Origin of the sequence: Collinsella sp. 4_8_47FAA (assembly GCF_000763055.1) — a bacterium.
GTDB lineage: Bacteria > Actinomycetota > Coriobacteriia > Coriobacteriales > Coriobacteriaceae > Collinsella.
The window spans coordinates 38,130-57,050 of record NZ_KN214137.1 but is presented as its reverse complement, the minus strand read 5'-3'; the positions used below and the strand labels follow the sequence as shown (position 1 = coordinate 57,050).

The following is an 18,921-nucleotide window of genomic DNA, read 5'->3' as shown; positions in this document are numbered from 1 at the left end:
AGCCCGCGTGCTCGCACCCCATATTTCCGTCGTCAACCTCGGCTGCCGCGTCAACCGGGTTGAGTCTGACCGTATCACTGCCGATCTTATGCGCCTGGGCTTTGCTATTGTGGATCCCCAGGATGCCGATCTGATCGTCATTAACACCTGTGCCGTTACGGGCGAGGCCGAGGCTAAGACCCGTAAGGCCGTCCGTCATGCGCTGGCCCATCCAAACGAGCCCTATGTGGTCGTGACCGGATGCGTGGTCAATTTGCATCCCGAGGAGCTGTCGGAGCTTTCGGATCGCGTGATTGCCGAGCCGTCCAAGATAGATGTCGCCGAACGTGTTTGCGAGGTGCTGGGTGTTGAGTCCGATAGCGTTCCCGCCTGCAGCGATGGCGAGGTGGTCGATGCGCTCGGTCGCTCTCGCCTGGGCGTGAAGATTCAGGATGGCTGCAACCATCGCTGCACCTATTGCATTGTGTGGAAGGCGCGCGGCCCCGAGCGCTCCGTGCCCGTCGAGTCCGTGCTCGAGCAAGTTCGCGAGGCCCAGGAGGCCGGCGTGCCCGAGGTGGTGCTGACCGGTGTGAACCTGGGTGCCTACGATGGCAAGAGCGCGACCGACGAGCACGTCGAAATCGATGAGCTGCTCGAGGCCATCATGGAGCGCACGTCTATTCCGCATGTGCGCATTTCCTCGGTCGAGCCCATGGATATCTCCGAGCGCCTGCTTAAGGTTATGGCGCGCTACCCGCAGCGTATCGCCCCGTTTTTGCACCTGCCCGTGCAGTCCGGCTGCACGGCGACCCTGCATCGCATGGGCCGTCCCTATAGCGCCGAGGCCTTTGAGGACACGGTGCGTATGATTCGTGCCATCTTGCCCCAGGCGTCCCTTTCGTGCGATGTCATCGTCGGTTTTCCTGGTGAGACGGACGAGGAGTTCGAGGAATCGCTGGCGCTGTGCCGCCGTGTGGGTTTCTCGCGTATGCACGTGTTCCGCTACAGCAAGCGTCCCGGTACCCTTGCTGCCGACATGCCCGACCAGGTGCCACCCGAGGTTATGGCCGAGCGCAGCCGCCGTATGCGGGCCGCCGCACAGGAGCTCGCTATTGCCGACGCTCGTCGTCGCGTGGGCACGGTCGAGCGTGCCGTGCTCGAGTATGGTGACAACCTGACGCTCGGCTCGTTCCATCATGCCCGTCTTGACGATACCTGTGGACTTACAGCCCCGTGCCTGCTCGATGTTGCTATCATCGGAGTCGATGATTCCGGCTTGGTCCATGCACGCAGGGAGGTTCATGGAAGCCTCGAAGATTAGACTTACCGTTCCCGAGGGGATTGATCCCTCGCGCGTTTTGGGCGCCGGCGACGGCGTCCTTCGTGCGCTCGAGAGCTTGGTTCGCGCTCATGTGGTCGCCCGTGGCGATAGCATCTCCGTGAGCGGCGACCCGAACGAGGTCGAACTCGTGGCGCGCTTTTTCGAGCATGCTTTTCGCGAGGCGGCCGCCGGGCGCACGCTGTCTGCCGACGATGTTTCTCGCTGTCTGGCCGTCTTGCGCGACGGTGAGCACGAGACTACGTCGCTTCGCGATGACGTGCTGCTTTCGTATCGCGGCCGCGTCATTCGCCCCAAGACGCTCGGGCAAAAGCGCTATGTGGATGCCATCCGCTCGCATACCATCACGTTTGGCTTGGGTCCTGCCGGTACCGGTAAGACCTATCTGGCTATGGCGCTCGCCGTTGCCGCGCTCAAGCGTCACGAGGTGGGTCGTCTGATCTTGACGCGTCCGGTTGTCGAGGCGGGGGAGAATCTGGGCTTTTTGCCCGGTACCCTTGAGGAAAAGATCGATCCCTACATGCGTCCGCTCTACGACGCCCTTTTTGACATGATGGATCGCGAGCGAACCGATGAGCTTATGGAGCGCGGCGTGATCGAGATCGCCCCGCTTGCCTACATGCGCGGCCGCACGCTGAGTGATGCCTTCGTGGTGCTCGACGAGGCGCAAAATACCACGCCCGAGCAGATGAAGATGTTCCTGACGCGCCTGGGCTTCAACTCCAAGTTTGTGATTACCGGCGACCTGAGTCAGCGCGACCTGGTTGGTCGTCGCGGCGGTCTTGCTGACGTTGAGCAGATTTTGGGCCGTGTCGACGATGTCGCATTTTCGCACCTCGAGCGTGCCGACGTGGTGCGCCATGCCTTGGTGGGACGTATCGTCGAGGCATACGATACTTATGATGATGTGCGCGAGAAACGCGCACGTGACCGGAAGGAGTCCCGTTGAGTGTATTGATCAGCAACGATGCCGAGCTCGATACGCTGCTCGACGCGCAGGAGGTGGAGCACATCTGCGAGGTTGTGCTTGCCGCCGAGAGCGTTGAGCGTGAAGTCGAGATTTCCCTTTCGTATGTCGACGAGGACGAGATGCACGAGCTCAACCACGAGTGGCGCGGCATCGACCGCACCACCGATGTGCTCTCGTTTGAATGCGACTCGGCCTTTGACGATGACATTCCCGCCGATGAGACGCTCGAGCTCGGCGATATCATCTTGGCCCCGGAGGTCATTGCCCGTCAGGCCCCCGGTTTTGGCAATAGCCCCGCTGACGAGTGCCGTCTGATGCTCGTTCACGGCATGCTGCACCTGCTGGGCTATGACCATATTGATGACGACGAGGCCGAGGTCATGGAGGCCCGCGAGGACGCCACCCTGCGCGATCTGGCGCTCGAGCGCGGCGAGGACCCCAAGCTAGTCCATGTCGGCCCCATCACCAACCACGCCCACGACTAGGAGCCGTCTATGATTCCCGGATCTAACAAGGACCATCCGTCCTTCTTAAAGTCGTTCTCCTATGCCATGGAGGGCTTCGTTACCGCCGTCAAGACCGAGCGCAACATTAAGGTCATGCTCGTGGCGGGCGTGTGCACCGTCATTGCCGGCTGTATCGTGGGCCTCGACATTGCCGAGTGGGCCACGATTATCATCTGTTGTGGCCTGGTGATTCACGGCGAGCTGTGCAATACCGCCATGGAGGCGATTGTCGACCTCGCGACCCAGGAGCTGCATCCACTGGCCAAGCGCGCGAAGGATATCGCCGCTGCCTCTGTTTACATTCTTTCCATCACCGCCGCGATTGTGGGCGTGCTGGTATTTGCCCACGCGCTCGGCTTTATTTAGAAAGGGATTCCCATGTCCGACAATATGCAGCCTACCGATGAGATTTTGGACGACGAGTCCCTGGACGCGGTGGATACCGAGGAGCTCGAGGATGTCGAGGAGTTCGACCCGTTTGAGGGCATGAGCGACGAGGAGCTCGACGCCCTGTGCGACGAGGGCGACAGCCTCGCGGGCTTTGGTGACGTGGAGCCCGGTTTCCGCAGCGGCTTTGTGGCCCTGGTCGGACGCCCCAACGCCGGCAAGTCCACGCTGCTTAATGCCTGCTATGGCAAAAAGGTCGCCATCACCTCGCCGGTGGCTCAGACGACCCGTCGCCGCATGCGCGCCGTCGTCAACCGTCCCGGCTACCAGCTAGTCTTTGTCGATACCCCGGGTATTCATAAGCCCAAGGACGGTCTGGGATCCGAGCTCAACAAGAGCGCGTTGTTCGAGCTGAACGATGTCGATGTCGTCGCGTTTTTGATTGATGCCACCAAGCCGATCGGCAGGGGAGACGCTTGGGTTGCCGAGCGCGTCAGATGCGCCCGTTGCAAGAAGGTCCTGGTGCTCACCAAGGCCGATGAGGCCGACCCCGCACAGGTCATGGAACAGCTTAAGGCTGCCCACGAGCTCATGGAATATGACGACGAGATCGTGACGTCGTCGGTCAAGAACTTCAACGTCGATGCCTTTATCGAGACCGTTGCGCACTTTTTGCCCGAGGGTCCGCGTTGGTTCCCCGAGGACATGGGTACCGACGCTTCCGATGAGACGCTCGTTGCCGAGTTTGTGCGCGAGAAGGTCTTGCGCCGCACCCGTGATGAGATCCCGCACTCCGTTGGCGTGATCTGCGATGCGCTCGAGCAGACCAAGAAGGTACTGCGCGTGCACGCCACCATTTACGTCGAGCGTGAGGGGCAAAAGGGGATCATCATCGGTAAGGGCGGCGAGATGATCAAGCATATCGGTATCGACGCCCGTCGCGATCTTGAGCGCATTTTTGGCACGCAGGTCTTTTTGGAGCTGGACGTGAAGGTCAAGGCCGGCTGGCGTGACGACGAGGCCCAGATTCGTCGCTTTGGCTACAACGCCGAGGACTAAGGACACGCGGCGCGCATGGCAGGTTCCCGGACATATCGTACGAAGGTGCTCGTCCTCGATAAGACGAAGCTCAAAGAGACGGACCTGATCCTGACGATGCTTGACGAACGGGGTCGGCAGGTTCGTGCCGTGGCAAAGGGTGCCCGCAAACCCGGTGGGCGTCTGGCTGCGCGCTGCGAGCTGTTCTGCACCGTCGATATGCTGCTTGCGCATGGACGGTCGCTCGACGTGGTTTCCCAGGCCGAGCTTATGGAGGCGCCGCTCGGCGTTGCACCCGATTACGAGACGACTTGCGCCGCAAGCGCGATTGCCGAGGTCGCGCGCGTGTGCTCATTCGAGGACGCCGAGGACCCGTTTACCTTTGCCATCACGCAGCGGGCGCTCAAGCTTGTCGGCAGCGGGCTCGACTCGGCACATATGGATCTACTTGTGGCGGCATATGTCTTTAAGCTGCTGTCGCATATCGGGTATCGTCCCGATTTTTCGGCCTGCGTGCTGTGCGGAGACCCCATGTTGTCGTATTTTTCGCCCCAGGCGGGCGGTCTCATGTGCGGGTCGTGCGCTTCGAGCGTTCCGGGTGCCGAGCTGGTGTCGACCGGTGAGGTCGCGTGGCTGCGCGCCCTCATGTCCATGACCTTCGATGCGCTCATGGCCGAGAGGGTCGACCCCCATACCGCAGCCTTTTTGTTGGGGCTTTCGCATGTTTGGGCTGCGACGCACACCGATCAGCGCCTCCGTGCGATGGAATTCATGTTGGGTCGGTGATGATGCACAAGGGCGGGCTGCTTGTGGTAACATATCGGCCTGTTGGTACCTCGACCTTGGTTGCTCGCTCCACCGGCGGCTTCCCAGTCCGAGGCGAATCGAGTCGCCCGTGGGCGACGTAAAACGAAAGGTGAAACAATGACTGTTTCCAAAGAGCGCAAGGCGGAGCTGACTGCACAGTTCGGTAACACCCCGGTCGACACCGGCAACCCCAAGGTTCAGGTCGCCATTCTGTCCGAGCGCATCAAGGAGCTGACCGAGCACATGAAGTCCCACCAGAAGGACTTCCACACCCGTCGTGGCCTGCTCATGCTCGTCGGCCGTCGTCGTCGTCTTCTCTCCTACATCAAGAAGAACGACATCGTCGAGTACCGTGAGCTCATCAAGGCTCTGGGCATCCGCGACAACATCCAGTAGGATTTGTACATGCTAAGAGCGTCCTGCGCAGCGGGGAGCTCTTTTTGTGTAAGGGCGCGAACAATCACGCTCTGAAGCGTGGCGGGGGCAGGGGGCCCGCGTCACATGAGAAGCCCGCAGGCAAGGGGTCTGCGGGGTAAAGGAGAACAATGACACTCGTATCCAAGACCTTTGAGCTGTACGGCAAGACCTACACCTTTGAGTCGGGCGAGCTTGCCAAGCAGGCCACCGGCGCCTGCCTGGTCAAGCAGGGTGACACCACGATGCTCGACACCGTGGTCGTCTCCAAGGAGCGTAAGAACTACGACTTCTTCCCGCTGACCGTCGACTTCAACGAGAAGATGTACGCCGCCGGCCGCATTCCGGGTGGCTACCTCAAGCGTGAGGGCCGTCCCAGTGAGAAGGCTACGCTCACCGCGCGCATGATCGACCGTCCGATTCGCCCGAGCTTCCCGGATGGCTTCCGCAACGAGGTGCACATCGTCGCCACCTCGCTCGTCGCCGACCAGGTCAACCCCTTCGACGTCATCAACGTCATGGGTGCTTCTCTGGCCATGACGCTCGGCGGCGTGCCCTTCGAGGGTCCGCTTGCCTGCGTGCGCATCGGCCGTAACGTGGAGACCGGCGAGTTTATCGTCAACCCCACCTACGAGGAGCGCGAGAACTCCGATCTGGACCTGGAGCTGGGCGGCTCTGCCGACTTCATCTCGATGGTCGAGGCCGGCGCCGAGGAGATCTCCGAGGACGACATGCTCGCCGCCATGAAGTTTGGCCAGGAGGCCCTTGCTGCTTTCTGCCAGGCTCAGGACGAGTTCGTTGCCGAGTGGGAGCAGGTCAACGGCCCCATCGTCAAGAAGGAGTACCCGCTCGACCAGCCCGTCGAGGAGGTCCAGGAGCGCATCTTCGCCCACTACGACGAGATGGCAGCCGCCCTTCGTGACGCCGACAAGCTCTCCCGTATCGGCAAGGTCGAGGCTCTGAAGGAGTCCATCCGTGCCGAGTTCACCGAGGAGGAGCAGGCCGCTTGGGAGCGCGAGATCCCCGTGGCGCTCAAGAAGCTCGAGAAGAAGGCCATGCGCACCATGGTCGTCGAGACCGGTGAGCGCGTCGACGGTCGTGCCGCCGATGAGATCCGTCCCATCATGGTGAAGGACAACTACCTGCCGCTCGTTCACGGCTCCGGCCTGTTCCAGCGCGGCCAGACCCAGGTGCTCTCGGTTCTTTCGCTCGGCATGCTCAACGAGGGCCAGCGTCTGGATACCATCGAGCCCACCGAGGGCAAACGCTACATGCACCACTACAACTTCCCGCCGTTCTGCACCGGCGAGACCGGCCGCATGGGTAGCCCCAAGCGCCGCGAGATTGGTCACGGTAACCTGGCAGAGCGCGCTCTGCTTCCGGTGCTTCCCGACGAGAACGAGTTCCCCTACGCCATCCGCGTCGTCTCCGAGGTCATGGAGTCCAACGGCTCCTCTTCGATGGCTTCGACCTGCGGCTCCACGCTCGCCCTTATGGACGGCGGCGTGCCCATTAAGCGCCCGGTCTCCGGTATCGCCATGGGCCTGATCCAGGAGGAGGGCAAGACCGTGGTCCTGTCCGACATCCAGGGTCTCGAGGACTTCCTGGGCGACATGGACTTTAAGGTCACCGGCACCACCGAGGGCATCACCGCCCTGCAGATGGACAACAAGGCTACCGGCCTCACCTTCGACATCCTGGCCCGCGCCCTGCAGCAGGCCAAGGAGGGTCGCGCCTTCATCCTGCAGAAGATGCTCGATGTGATCCCCGAGCCGCGCCACTCCACGCGCAGCACCGCCCCGCGCATCGTCTCCATCCAGGTTCCGACCGACAAGATCCGCGACGTCATCGGTTCCGGCGGTAAGGTCATCCGCGGTATCCAGGACGAGACCGGCGCCTCGGTCGACATCCAGGAGGACGGCACCGTCTTTGTCGGCGGCACCGGCGAGTCCGTCGACCAGGCCGTCGAGCGTATCAAGCTCATCATCAAGGTTCCCGAGCCGGGCGAGGAGTACACCGGTCGCGTGGTCTCCATCCAGCCCTTCGGCGCCTTCGTCAACCTGCTGCCCGGCAAGGATGGCCTGCTGCACATCTCCCGCGTCGCCAAGGGCCGTGTGGAGAAGGTCGAGGACGTCCTCAACGTTGGCGACGAGGTCAAGGTCGTCGTCATCGAGGTCGACGATCGTGGCAAGATCTCGCTCGATCGTCTTGACAAGCCCGAGGCCCCGGCTCGCGCCGAGGGTGCCTCCGAGGGCGACGGCGAGCACTTCCAGCGCCGTGAGCGTCCGCGTCGCGAGCGCTCCGAGCGCAGCGACCGTCCGCGTCGTCCCGGCGACAACGGAGGCCGCAAGCCCCGCCGTCACCACGACGCCGAGTAGCAGCTCCACATAAGCAGTTCAACAAGGGCGACTCCGCAATGGGGTCGCCCTTTTGCTTGCGCCCGGGAGGGACGCATATGAAGTTTCCTGCTCTACAGTCCTGCGCAAGACGGAAAGCACATTAAGTGCTTTCCTTTGCGTGCGGAACTCGCGATAAACTTCATATGCGTCCCTCCCGGGCGCAAGCAAAAGGGCTGGTTAATGCCGCTCGCTATTTAGTTAGACAGTCTATTCAGTAGTCAGATTACAGATCTGTAGATAGCCGCAGCAGCATCTTCCCAGATAAAACCGACCAAAATAAATCTGTCTCTATTTGGCCGGTTTCCCGTGGGGCGGGCACTGATGAAGTTTATCGCGAGTTCCGCACGAACAGGAGGCCACTTAATGTGGCCTCCGTCGTGAGCAGGACTGTAGAGCAGGAAACTTCATCAGTGCCCGCCCCACGGGAAACCGGCGGGATGGACCAGTTCAGATGGGGCTTTGATGCATGGGTGGTCTGTTGGTGGGCAAATGGGTATCATACTGTGGTTACTGCGTCGACTCTGTGATGCATGTTTGTACGTTCCCGGCGGTCGGTTTGCCAGAAGCGCCCCGTCGGTTGTTCCAGACCCGTTTCGAAGAAAGGAAACCACACTAACCTATGGCAGCTAAAAAATCATCTCCCTTGAAGATCATTCCGCTCGGCGGTCTTGACGGCATCGGCAAGAACATGACGGTCTTCGAGTGTGGCGACGACATGGTGCTCGTCGACGCCGGTCTCATGTTCCCGGATGACTCCCAGCCTGGTATCGATCTGGTGCTTCCCGACTACACCTATGTTCTGGAGAACGAGGAGAAGCTCCGCGGTATCGTCGTCACCCACGGCCACGAGGACCACACCGGTTCGCTTCCGTACCTGCTGCAGGACCTCAACAACAAGGTGCCCATCTTCTCGAGCAAGCTGACGCTTGGCTTTATCGAGGGCAAGCTTTCCGAGTTCCGCATCCGCGCACCCAAGTTCCGTGAGGTCAAGGGCGGCAGCCATGTCAACCTCGGCGGCATTTCGCTCGACTTCTTCTCGATGACGCACTCCATCCCCGGCGCTCTGGGCGTGTTCATCCGCACCAATCAGGGCACCGTTATGCACACCGGCGACTTTAAGCTCGACCAGACGCCCATCGACGGCGTCACGCCCGACTATGCCGCTATCAGCCGCTTTGCCAAGCAGGGCATCGATCTGCTGCTTTCCGACTCCACCAATGCTACGGTTCCCGGCTTTACCAAGTCCGAGGCCGAGGTTGGTCCCAACTTGCTGCACGCCATCAAGAACGCCCCGGGTCGCGTGTTCGTCGCGTCGTTCTCGAGCCATATCCATCGCCTGCAGCAGATCTGCGATGCCGCCCGCAAGTGCGGCCGTAAGGTCGTTGTGACCGGTCGCTCCATGCTCACGAACACCCGCGTCGCGCGCGAGCTGGGCTACCTCAACATCGACGATGCCGATATCATCGATGCCTTCGATATCGATAACCTGCCCGACGACAAGATCGTCGTCATGTGCACCGGTTCGCAGGGCGAGCCGCTGTCGGCCTTGTCCCGCATGGCCAACGGTGAGCACAAGACGCTCTCTATTCACGAGGGCGATACCGTCATCCTCTCGGCAACTCCCGTTCCTGGCAACGAGAAGGCCGTCCAGCAGGTCGTCAACAGCCTGGCCAAGCTCGGCTGCGACGTGTGGGATAAGAACCGCGCTCTCGTCCACGTCTCCGGTCACGGTAGCCAGGAGGAACTCAAGCTCCTGATGGCCATGGCCAAGCCCACGTACTTTATGCCGGTTCACGGTGAGGCCGTGCATCTGCGCGCCCATGCCCAGCTGGCCCGCAAGATGGGCATCAAGGACGATCACATCTTTATCCTCGATAACGGCGATACGCTCGAGATGCGCGGCGGTATCGTCAAGCGCGGTACGCCCGTCGAGTCCGGTGTCGTCTACGTCGACGGCCTGCGTATCGGCGATACCGACCCCATCGTCCTGCGCGATCGCCAGAAGCTCGCCAACGACGGTATGGTCACGGCCGTTGCTATCGTCTCGCTCAAGCACAAGAAGATCGAGGCCATCGAGTTCTCGGGCCGCGGCGTCTCGTTTGCCATCGACGACCAGTTCTCCGAGGATGCCTCCGCGTCCATTATGAAGACGATCGAGAAGGGCAAGTTTAGCTTTACGAGCAGCGGTTCCGATGCCATTCGCAAGGCCGTGCGCGACTCGCTCTCCAACTTTATCTGGAGCCGTACGCGCACTCGTCCGATGATCATCCCGGTCGTCATGGAGGTTTAGTTTGGCGCGCGGATCTGCACAAAACGCCAAAGGCAATAAAGCCAACAACCAACCGGCATCTGCTAAGGGTGCCGGTTCCCATCTGCGTGCCAATAAGGGCCATGAGGCCGACTTCGACGATTTCGAGCCCCTAGTCGAGCCTTCGGCCAACCGCGATATCGCCGGCGTGGTCATCGCCGTTTTGGCGATTGCGTCCTTCATTGCCGTGATTTCGCCGGCGACTGCACCCGTTACGGCTGCGGTTGCCGGTTTCTACCACCTGGGCTTTGGCCTGGGCGCCTACGTGCTGCCGATCGTCATTTTGCTGTTTGCCGCCACGCTCTTTTTAGGTGAGGACTCGCCGCTCAACATTCGCTCGGTCGCGGGCGGAGCCTTGGTCTTTATCGCCGTCGTCTCTATTCTTTCGCTGATGGTGCCGGGTACGAGCGACTCGTGTGACCTTATGTTTACGCCGCAAAATCTGTCCGCCTCGGGTGGCTACATCGGTGCGTTTATTGCGAGTGCGCTGCAGAATGCCCTGGGTAAGCCTATCGCGATGGTGGTCCTGTTGGGTCTGGCCGTCGTTGGTTTTGTCATCATCGGCTTTTCTGTGGGTGGCGTGCTGCGCTCTGCTCGCGACCGTGCGGCCGATTTTGCCGAGCGCCGTCGTGCCGACGTCAACGCGAGCCCGTGGGGTGACGACGAAGCCCTGTCGGTGCCCGGCGTTGCCCGTCCGCACTTGAGCATTCTTCGTCAAAAGGGCTCCGATGCTGCCGTGACCACGGTTATGGGCAACGATGTGGACCCGGTTTTGGACGATGACGACGAGGACGAGAATCCGTTTGTCGACGTGTCCGAGTCGGTTGAGGTTGAGCGCGCTAAGACGACGCTGCTGCCGCGCCGCCATGCCAAGAAGGGCAAGGCTGCGCCTAAGCTCAATACAAGCGAGCCCGACCCGTCTTGGTCCGATAGCGAGATTGAGCTCACCGAGGGCGATGACGAGGATGACGAGGCTCCGATTGAGACCGCAAAGACAACTTTGCTGCCGCGCCGCCATACAAAGCGCGACCAGGTAACCGGTCAGCTTTCGATGGAAGACGACCCCGATAAGATCGACGAGTCCGAGCCGCCGTTTGCCGTGAATCCTGTTTCGGCAGCACCTCAGATCCCCGACTTCTTGAAGCATCCCAAGGTTGCCGATGCGTCTGCCTCGAGTGCTGTCGAATCGGCTGCGGCTAGCGATGGGGGAGCGGACGGCGGCGCCGCAGATAACGAGGGCGAAGAAGAGGACGGCCTCAAGCTTCCGCCGCTCGAGATCCTGCACGCCAACCCGCAGTCGGCGTCCGCCGCGTCTTCGGACAAGGAGCTGGAGCAGACCGCTGAGTCACTGCAATCCACCTTGCTTGAGTTTGGCCGCAGTGCCCGCGTGGTCGGCTGGATCGCCGGCCCCACGGTGACGACCTTTAAGCTGCAGCCTGGTGAGGGCGAGCGCGTGAGCAAGATTTCGAGCCTCGAGGACGATATCGCGCTTTCGCTCGCTGCCCAGTCGGTACGTATCTTTGCTCCGATCCCCGGCACCTCGCTCGTGGGCATCGAGATTCCCAATCGCAAGCGCCAGAACGTCAACCTGGGCGACGTGCTGCCCTATGTGAAGGGCGGTCCGCTTGAGCTCGCAATCGGGCGCGATGCCGAGGGCACGCCGGTCGTCGCCGACCTTGCCAAGATGCCCCACCTGCTGATCGCCGGTACCACGGGTTCCGGTAAGTCGGTCATGATCAACTCCATCATCACGACTCTGCTCATGCGCGCTCTTCCCGAGGACGTTCGCCTGATCATGGTCGACCCCAAGCGCGTCGAGCTTGCGGGCTATAACGGTCTGCCGCATCTTTACGTGCCTGTAGTGACCGAGCCCAAGCAGGCCGCGAGCGCTCTGCAATGGGCCGTGTCCGAGATGGAGCGTCGCCTGAAGGTCTTCGAGCGTCTTAACGTGCGTAAGATCTCGACCTACAACGAAAAGCAGGCCGCCGGCGAGTTTGAGCATTACGACAATCCGCCGCAAAAGATGCCCTACCTGGTCATCATCATTGACGAGCTCTCGGACCTGATGATGGTCGCCGGTAAGGATGTCGAGGCCTCGATCGTACGTATTGCACAGCTGGGCCGTGCCGCTGGCATTCATCTTATCGTGGCCACGCAGCGCCCCAGCTCCAACGTGGTGACGGGCCTCATCAAGGCCAACATCACCAACCGCATCGCCTTTAACGTCGCCACGGGCATCGACTCGCGCGTCATCATCGACCAGATGGGCGCCGAAAAGCTCACCGGTTTGGGCGACATGCTGTTCTCCAAGGTCGACTGGGGCAAGCCCCGCCGTATCCAGGGCTGCTTTGTCTCGGATGATGAAATCAACGAGATTGTCGATTTCGTCAAGTCGCAGAGCGAGCCCGACTACCACGAGGAGATCCTGTCTGCCGTGACGCCCGCTTCCATGTCCATGGCGGGTGGCGGTGGCATTGTCCGCACCGGAGTCGCCGAGCCGCAAGACGATGATCCGCTCATTTGGGAAGCCGCCCATATTGTGGTGGAATCGCAGCTTGGCTCCACATCTGGCCTGCAACGTCGTCTGAAGGTTGGCTATGCGCGTGCCGGGCGTATTATGGACATGCTGGAAGAAAAGGGTGTCGTCGGCCCGCCCGACGGTTCCAAGCCGCGCGAGGTCCTGTTGGACGAGGAGGGGCTTGCCGCGCTGGAGTCTGTCGACGCCGAGATGGCACGTGAAGATCGTGAGTTTGGAGGATTCTGATGGCTGCACGCTTTGGTGACATGCTGCTCGAGCAGCGTCGCCGAATGGGCCTTTCCATTCAGCAGGTCGCCAACACCATCAAAATCAGGCCGCAGATCATCGAGTTTTTCGAGACCGGTAACTTTGCTTCGATGCCGCCGCGCGGCTATGCACAGGGCATGATTTCGAGCTATGCTCGTTTTTTGGGCCTCAATCCGCGCGAGGTCGTCAATGCCTATTTTGACGACCTGATGGCATACGAACGCGAAACGTCCCAGCAGGGCGGTCGTTTTCAGGACGCCGCCGGCTACGTCAATTCGCGCTCCTCGGTCGATAACGGGCGCTTCCTGATGGTTCAGGGCGGTCGTTCGACCCGCTATGGACAGCGTCCTCAGCAGGCCGGTTATATTACCGAGACGGGTTCGGGCGAGGAGATTCGCTCGCAGCGTGACCGGTTCCGCAGTACGCCGATGCCCGAGGACCGTGCACTTCCCGCTGCCCGCGGTGTGGCGCGTGACCCTCGTGTCGGCTATGGCGACGGCGGCTATTCCGATCGCGGTTACCGTGGTGCCTCTATGGGACGCTCTCGCGGTGGCTATGCGGATGCCGATACCACGCAGGTGACGCCGCGTCTTCGCTCTCAATCACAGCCGTATGGCCAGCGCTCTTCGGCTCCGCGTTCGGGCCAGCGTGGCTATCAAGGCCGCGGTGAACTTGCACCCCGCTCGGGTCAGCGCAGCCTTCAGGGCCAGGGCGGCTATCGCGGCCGTTCCGATAGCAATCGCGGTCGTATGCCTCAGGGATGCGGCCGCAGCAGTTCCGGTCGTGGACGCGGCGGATCACGTACTCTTCAAAACAACGGGCTCGATCCGCGTATCGTCTACGCCGGCATCGGCGCCGTTGCGCTGCTGTTGATTGTGCTCATCGTGGTGCTTCTGCGCGGTTGCGCATCTTCGGCGCCCGAGAACATGCCCGAGACGCCCACTGCTACCAAGACGACGACCAAGAAGTCTTCTAAGAAGACCGAAACGGTCGACGAGGACGAAGACACCGATGAGGCGACGGATGAGTCGACTGATTCGGACGCTACCAAGACGACGGCCAAGAAGGAAGAGAACGAGGTCACGAAGGTCAAAGTCTCCGTTGCCAAGGGAAAGACCGCGTGGATTGAGGTCAAGGTTGACGGCAAGTCGGTCTATGGCGCCCAGGCGACTGGCCCCTTTGAGCAGGAGTACACGCCCGAGTCTTCGATCGAGATCACCACGTCCAAGCCTTCCGATGTCACCGTTACCAAGAACGGTGAAAAGGTCCGCTACGATACCAAGACCTCGGGCGTGGCGCGTGTGACGATCACCGTTCCCAAGAAGGAGACGTCTGATTCCGAGAATGGTGAAAGTTCTGATGGTACCGACACCACCGATGGTACCGATACCACCGACGGTACCGATGCCCAGTCCACGGATGGCGCCGATACCGCAACTGACGGTCAGACGCCCAGCGATTCTACCGACTATTCGTACGATAGCTACTAAGCCGCTCGTACGCGAAAGGAAACATTATGGCTAAAGATTCCAGCTTCGACGTCGTGTCCGAGGTCAACATGCAAGAGGTCGACAACGCCTTCCAGCAGACCACGCGCGAGATTTCCCAGCGCTATGACCTTAAGGATTCCGGCGCCACGATCGAGCTTTCGAAGGGCGACAAGCTCTTTATGATCAACGCCCCGGCCGACTTTGTCTCCAAACAGATTGTCGACGTGCTGAGCTCCAAGCTCATCAAGCGCGGCATCGACCTCAAGGCTGTCTCGTGGGATGCTCCGCAGGCGGCATCGGGCGGCACCGTGCGCGTGCTCGGCCATATCGTCGAGGGTATCGACCAGGCGACCGCCAAAAAGATCAACAAGGACATCAAGGATCAAAAGCTCAAGGTCAAGGTGACCATCGAGGCCGACAAGCTGCGTGTTTCCTCTGCTTCGAAGGACGCGTTGCAGACCGTGATTCAGTTCCTGCGCGACCAGGACTACGGCCAGCCGCTGCAGTTCACCAACTACCGCTAATATCAATCGAAAGGACTGCTCTCCAACATGGATACACCGTTGGGCTCCGTGCTCTACATCACCCTCGGGTGCGCTAAGAACGAGGTTGACACCGACCGCATGCGTTCTCTTTTGACCGCCGCGGGCTACGAGGAGGCATTCGACCCGCAGGATGCCGATATCGCCATCGTCAATACTTGCTCGTTCCTCGCCTCCGCAACGTCCGAGAGCATCGAGACCACGCTCGAGCTCGCCAACGAGGTTCAGGACGGCGTTCGTTCTTGCCCCATCGTCATGTGCGGCTGCGTGCCGTCGCGCTATGGCGATGACCTGCCTGACGAGCTGCCCGAGGTCGCTGCCTTTGTGAAGGCCGACGAGGAAGATGGCATCGTGGCGGTCATCGATGGCGTGCTGGGTGTCGAGCGTGAGATTGCAGCCTATATCCCGCAGGTCAAACGTACCGTCGAGGGTGCTGTCGCCTACGTCAAGATTTCCGATGGCTGCAACCGCTTCTGCAGCTTCTGCATGATTCCCTACATCCGCGGCCGCTATCATTCGCGCAATGCCGAGAGCATCATCTCCGAGGTGCGCGACCTGGTTGCCGGCGGTGTGCGCGAGATCGTGCTGATCGGCCAGGACACGGGCATCTGGGGTACCGACTTTGCCGACGAGGACGTCGCCGATGGCTCGCCGCGCAATCTGGCGCAGCTGCTGCGTGCCGTCGCCGAGGCCGTACACCCGCACAACGTCTGGGTCCGCGTGCTCTATCTGCAGCCCGAGGGCATGACTGACGAACTCATCGAGACGATTCGCGATACGCCCGAGGTGCTGCCCTATATCGATATCCCCGTGCAGCACTGCGACGCGCGCATTCTTAAGGCCATGCGTCGCTCCGGTTCGCGCCAGGAGCTCGAGGATCTGTTCCGCGACCTTCGCGAGCGCATCCCCGGCATCGTGATTCGTTCCACGGCCATGGTCGGCTTCCCGACCGAGACCGACGACGAGTTCCGCGACCTTATCGACTTTATGGACACCGTCGGCTTTGACTACACGAGTGTCTTTGCCTACTCGCGTGAGGAAGGTAGCCTGGCCGCCAAGATGGAGGGCCAGGTCGATGAGGAGGTTAAGCTCGAGCGCGCCCAGGAGGCCATGGACCTGGCCGAGTCGCTCGGTTTTGCCGCCACCGCCGCCCATGTGGGCGAGCGAGCCCAGGTAATCGTCGACGGTATCGAAGAGACCGAGGATGGCGCCGAGCTGATCGGCCATGCCTGGTTCCAGGCGCCCGATTCCGATGGCGCGGTGCATCTGGACGCCAGCGAGGCGTCCGTGGGCGATATTCTGACCGTCGAGTTTACCGATAGCTTCTGCTACGAGCTTATCGGTCATGTTGTGGAGTAGGAGAGCGTCGTGGCTAACGAGAGTAATAAGGAACTGACGAGTGTCTGGACGCCCGCCAACATCGTGACGTGCGTTCGCATCGTCTTTATCCCGGTGTTCATGATCGTGTCGGCGCTTTCTCAAACGAGTGTTGCCGGTACGGATTGGAGCACCTTCGACGGCCCGCTCGCCGCCGCTGCCTTCATTCTGTATGTGATCCTGTCGTGCACCGATAAGGTCGACGGTTATCTGGCGCGTTCGCGCAACGAGATCACCGACTTCGGTAAATTCTTGGACCCCATCGCCGATAAGCTGCTCGTGTTCTCGGCCCTGCTGCTGTTCTTGGATTTTGGCGTAGTGACCGTGTGGTCCGTGTTCATTATCCTGTTCCGTGAGCTTCTGGTGAGCGCCCTTCGCATGGTCGCGAGTGCGGCCGGTGTGGTCGTTGCGGCCGATAAGCTCGGCAAGTACAAGACGGCAACCACGATGGTCTCCATTTGCGGTTACCTGTGCGTTTTTGCTATGGCCGGCTTGCACCTTGGCCCGGTGGCGCTAACGCTCGGCATCTACTCGGTTTCGCGCTTCCTGTACGCCGTTGCCGTTGTCCTGACCGTTATCTCGGGCGCCCAGTACTTCTGGAACTGCCGCAAGATCGTCTTTTCGGTCTAGGTCCTGGTGGGTATGACGGACTCTTTTGAGCAGATTTCCGCACATAACGAGGAGCTGGCGCGTGATATTGTCGAGCGCGCGAGCGCTCGGGGCGTGACGGTTTCGACGGCTGAGTCGCTGACGGCGGGTATGATCGCCTCGACGATTGCCGATATCCCGGGCGCCTCGGCGGTGCTGCGTGGCGGTGCGGTGACCTATTGCGATGAGATTAAGCATCGCGTTCTTGGTGTTGAGCAGGAGACGCTTGACCGCTATACCGCGGTGTCGCATCAGACCGCGCGCGAGATGGCGGTGGGTTCGCTGGAGCTGTACCAGAGCGATATTGCAGTGAGCGCAACGGGTTATGCCGGCCCCGGCGGTGGCACTGAGGACGATCCGGCGGGCACTTTCTATATTGGCTGGGCGCATCGTTCCGCCGATGGGGGCGTGCCGGTTGTGGACTCTGTGCGCTGCCACTATGAGGGCGACCGTTCGTGTGTTCGTGCCCATGCGGTCACGGAGGCATTGGGTCGCATTGCCCTTGTGCTCAACTCTATGGTATAGACGTGTTTTAAGGGGCCTTCGAGCCCCTTAATTGTGGAGATAGGGACCTTAGGCTCATTTGGCGTTTGTGCTGGTTGTAGATGTATTTTTGCCTGCCTTGTTCATATTTGGTCCTTTGTGGTCAAGCATTTGGTCAGTGTTTGGTCGGCGTTTGGTTGGGTTTTGGAAAGACCGCCTGCATATGATTGGCCTGAACGGTTGACCACGAACAGCCGTTCGTTTATTATCGATGCAGGTTGTTAAGAGGAGGGCTATTCATGGCCAAGAATTCAGGTCCCGTACGTACCGTTCATGCTCGCACGACGGGTAAAGAGCGCGATGAGATGATCGCCACCACCAAGGCCGAGATCGAGAAGAAATTCGGCCAGGGTTCCATCATGAGGTACGGCGACGGTGGTCCCGAGCTCGAGGTCGAGGCCATTCCCACGGGCGCCCTGGCCCTCGATGCCGCGCTGGGTATCGGCGGCGTGCCGCGCGGCCGTATCGTCGAGATTTACGGTCCTGAGTCCTCCGGTAAGACGACGCTTTCGCTCGAGATTTTGGCAGAGGCCCAGGCAATGGGTGGCGTTGTGGCATTTATCGATGCCGAGCATGCGCTCGATCCCACGTATGCCGCGCGCATTGGCGTGGATATCGACGAGGTACTGATTTCCCAGCCCGATACGGGTGAGCAGGCGCTCGAGATCGTTGACATGCTCGTGCGTTCCGGCGCCATCGATGCCATCGTCGTCGACTCTGTCGCCGCGCTGACCCCGCGTGCCGAGATCGAGGGAGAAATCGGCGACACTACGGTCGGTCTTCAGGCTCGCCTGATGAGCCAGGCGCTCCGTAAGCTCGCCGGCTCGCTTTCTAAGTCCAACACGACGTGCATCTTCATTAATCAGCTGCGTGAGAAGATCGGCGTCATGTTCGGCAACCCCGAGACTACGACGGGCGGCCGCGCCCTTAAGTTTTTCTCTTCGGTGCGTATCGACATTCGCCGTATCGACAGCATTAAGCTTAAGGACGAGGTTATCGGTAACCGCGTGCGCGCCAAGGTCGTTAAGAACAAGGTGGCAGCTCCGTTCCGTTCTGCTGAGTTCGACATCATGTACGGTACGGGCATCTCTAAGGAGGGCTCGATTCTGGACATGGCTGTCGAGTGCGGCATCTGCAAGAAGATGGGCTCCTGGTTTGCCTATGGCGAGGACAAGCTCGGCAACGGTCGCGAGGCCGCCAAGGCGTTCCTGCGCGAACACCCCGATTGCGCTGACGAGATTGAGCATAAGGTCCGCCTTGCCTGCGGACTTGAGTTTGATGACGATGCTCCGTCCGAGGTCGAGCTGACCGATCAGCCTGCGCCTGAGGAGTTTGACGAGCTTTACGCCATCGATGGTTCCGCCATGCTCGATGATGACGACGAGTAGC

Annotated in this window: 16 protein-coding genes; all 16 read left to right on the top strand. The window is 60.9% G+C overall.

The genetic code is table 11. The features are described from left to right. Positions 1–7: 7 nt before the first annotated feature. Positions 8–1,300: a MiaB/RimO family radical SAM methylthiotransferase gene (locus HMPREF9463_RS08365; protein ID WP_035138515.1), complete on the top strand. Its 1,293-nt coding sequence runs from the start codon at positions 8–10 to the stop codon at positions 1,298–1,300. After that, complete coding sequence (locus HMPREF9463_RS08360; RefSeq protein ID WP_035138514.1) at positions 1,281–2,267, top strand: PhoH family protein; 987 nt, start codon at positions 1,281–1,283, stop codon at positions 2,265–2,267. The genes HMPREF9463_RS08365 and HMPREF9463_RS08360 overlap by 20 nt, the downstream gene beginning before the upstream one ends. Continuing rightward, positions 2,264–2,773, top strand: a complete 510-nt coding sequence (ybeY, locus tag HMPREF9463_RS08355) for an rRNA maturation RNase YbeY (protein WP_035138513.1) — start codon at positions 2,264–2,266, stop codon at positions 2,771–2,773. The genes HMPREF9463_RS08360 and ybeY overlap by 4 nt, the downstream gene beginning before the upstream one ends. A gap of 9 nt (positions 2,774–2,782) precedes the next feature. After that, positions 2,783–3,160: a diacylglycerol kinase family protein gene (locus HMPREF9463_RS08350; protein ID WP_035138512.1), complete on the top strand. Its 378-nt coding sequence runs from the start codon at positions 2,783–2,785 to the stop codon at positions 3,158–3,160. Positions 3,161–3,172: 12 nt separating this feature from the next. After that, on the top strand, positions 3,173–4,240 hold the full coding sequence (gene era / locus HMPREF9463_RS08345) for a GTPase Era (RefSeq protein ID WP_198019964.1): 1,068 nt from the start codon (positions 3,173–3,175) through the stop codon (positions 4,238–4,240). A gap of 15 nt (positions 4,241–4,255) precedes the next feature. Next, the gene (gene recO, locus HMPREF9463_RS08340; protein WP_035138511.1) at positions 4,256–5,005 is read left to right on the top strand and encodes a DNA repair protein RecO; all 750 of its coding nucleotides are present in this window, start codon (positions 4,256–4,258) and stop codon (positions 5,003–5,005) included. Between the two features lie 138 nt (positions 5,006–5,143). Further along, positions 5,144–5,422, top strand: coding sequence for a 30S ribosomal protein S15 (gene rpsO, locus HMPREF9463_RS08335; protein WP_035138510.1), 279 nt, complete (start codon positions 5,144–5,146; stop codon positions 5,420–5,422). A 149-nt stretch (positions 5,423–5,571) separates the two neighbouring features. Then, on the top strand, positions 5,572–7,818 hold the full coding sequence (locus HMPREF9463_RS08330; protein WP_035138507.1) for a polyribonucleotide nucleotidyltransferase: 2,247 nt from the start codon (positions 5,572–5,574) through the stop codon (positions 7,816–7,818). 640 nt (positions 7,819–8,458) lie between these two features. After that, entirely contained in the window at positions 8,459–10,129 is a 1,671-nt protein-coding gene (locus HMPREF9463_RS08325; protein ID WP_006235967.1) for a ribonuclease J, read from the top strand. A 1-nt stretch (position 10,130) separates the two neighbouring features. Next, positions 10,131–12,911, top strand: a complete 2,781-nt coding sequence (locus HMPREF9463_RS08320) for an FtsK/SpoIIIE family DNA translocase (protein ID WP_232219786.1) — start codon at positions 10,131–10,133, stop codon at positions 12,909–12,911. Further along, positions 12,911–14,422 carry a helix-turn-helix domain-containing protein gene (locus HMPREF9463_RS08315; RefSeq protein WP_052044183.1) on the top strand — a complete coding sequence of 504 codons (1,512 nt, stop codon included), beginning with the start codon at positions 12,911–12,913 and terminating at the stop codon, positions 14,420–14,422. The genes HMPREF9463_RS08320 and HMPREF9463_RS08315 overlap by 1 nt, the downstream gene beginning before the upstream one ends. A 26-nt stretch (positions 14,423–14,448) precedes the next feature. Continuing rightward, positions 14,449–14,946, top strand: coding sequence for a YajQ family cyclic di-GMP-binding protein (locus HMPREF9463_RS08310; RefSeq protein ID WP_035138505.1), 498 nt, complete (start codon positions 14,449–14,451; stop codon positions 14,944–14,946). A gap of 27 nt (positions 14,947–14,973) precedes the next feature. Further along, a complete protein-coding gene (rimO, locus tag HMPREF9463_RS08305; protein ID WP_035138503.1) occupies positions 14,974–16,323 on the top strand; it encodes a 30S ribosomal protein S12 methylthiotransferase RimO in 1,350 nt (449 codons plus the stop codon). A gap of 99 nt (positions 16,324–16,422) precedes the next feature. Further along, positions 16,423–16,971 carry a CDP-diacylglycerol--glycerol-3-phosphate 3-phosphatidyltransferase gene (gene pgsA / locus HMPREF9463_RS08300; RefSeq protein ID WP_232219795.1) on the top strand — a complete coding sequence of 183 codons (549 nt, stop codon included), beginning with the start codon at positions 16,423–16,425 and terminating at the stop codon, positions 16,969–16,971. A 12-nt stretch (positions 16,972–16,983) separates the two neighbouring features. After that, positions 16,984–17,514: a CinA family protein gene (locus tag HMPREF9463_RS08295; protein ID WP_035138501.1), complete on the top strand. Its 531-nt coding sequence runs from the start codon at positions 16,984–16,986 to the stop codon at positions 17,512–17,514. A 257-nt stretch (positions 17,515–17,771) separates the two neighbouring features. Continuing rightward, on the top strand, positions 17,772–18,920 hold the full coding sequence (recA, locus tag HMPREF9463_RS08290) for a recombinase RecA (RefSeq protein ID WP_022094695.1): 1,149 nt from the start codon (positions 17,772–17,774) through the stop codon (positions 18,918–18,920). Position 18,921 lies beyond the last annotated feature (1 nt).

What these genes read in the sequence shown, in the direction of transcription:
- HMPREF9463_RS08360 (WP_035138514.1), top strand. Translation starts at nt 1,281, where the DNA reads ATGGAAGCCTCGAAGATTAGACTTACCGTTCCCGAGGGGATTGATCCC.
- HMPREF9463_RS08350 (WP_035138512.1), top strand. Translation starts at nt 2,783, where the DNA reads ATGATTCCCGGATCTAACAAGGACCATCCGTCCTTCTTAAAGTCGTTC.
- era (WP_198019964.1), top strand. Translation starts at nt 3,173, where the DNA reads ATGTCCGACAATATGCAGCCTACCGATGAGATTTTGGACGACGAGTCC.
- recO (WP_035138511.1), top strand. Translation starts at nt 4,256, where the DNA reads ATGGCAGGTTCCCGGACATATCGTACGAAGGTGCTCGTCCTCGATAAG.
- rpsO (WP_035138510.1), top strand. Translation starts at nt 5,144, where the DNA reads ATGACTGTTTCCAAAGAGCGCAAGGCGGAGCTGACTGCACAGTTCGGT.
- HMPREF9463_RS08330 (WP_035138507.1), top strand. Translation starts at nt 5,572, where the DNA reads ATGACACTCGTATCCAAGACCTTTGAGCTGTACGGCAAGACCTACACC.
- HMPREF9463_RS08325 (WP_006235967.1), top strand. Translation starts at nt 8,459, where the DNA reads ATGGCAGCTAAAAAATCATCTCCCTTGAAGATCATTCCGCTCGGCGGT.
- HMPREF9463_RS08315 (WP_052044183.1), top strand. Translation starts at nt 12,911, where the DNA reads ATGGCTGCACGCTTTGGTGACATGCTGCTCGAGCAGCGTCGCCGAATG.
- HMPREF9463_RS08310 (WP_035138505.1), top strand. Translation starts at nt 14,449, where the DNA reads ATGGCTAAAGATTCCAGCTTCGACGTCGTGTCCGAGGTCAACATGCAA.
- rimO (WP_035138503.1), top strand. Translation starts at nt 14,974, where the DNA reads ATGGATACACCGTTGGGCTCCGTGCTCTACATCACCCTCGGGTGCGCT.
- pgsA (WP_232219795.1), top strand. Translation starts at nt 16,423, where the DNA reads ATGATCGTGTCGGCGCTTTCTCAAACGAGTGTTGCCGGTACGGATTGG.
- HMPREF9463_RS08295 (WP_035138501.1), top strand. Translation starts at nt 16,984, where the DNA reads ATGACGGACTCTTTTGAGCAGATTTCCGCACATAACGAGGAGCTGGCG.
- recA (WP_022094695.1), top strand. Translation starts at nt 17,772, where the DNA reads ATGGCCAAGAATTCAGGTCCCGTACGTACCGTTCATGCTCGCACGACG.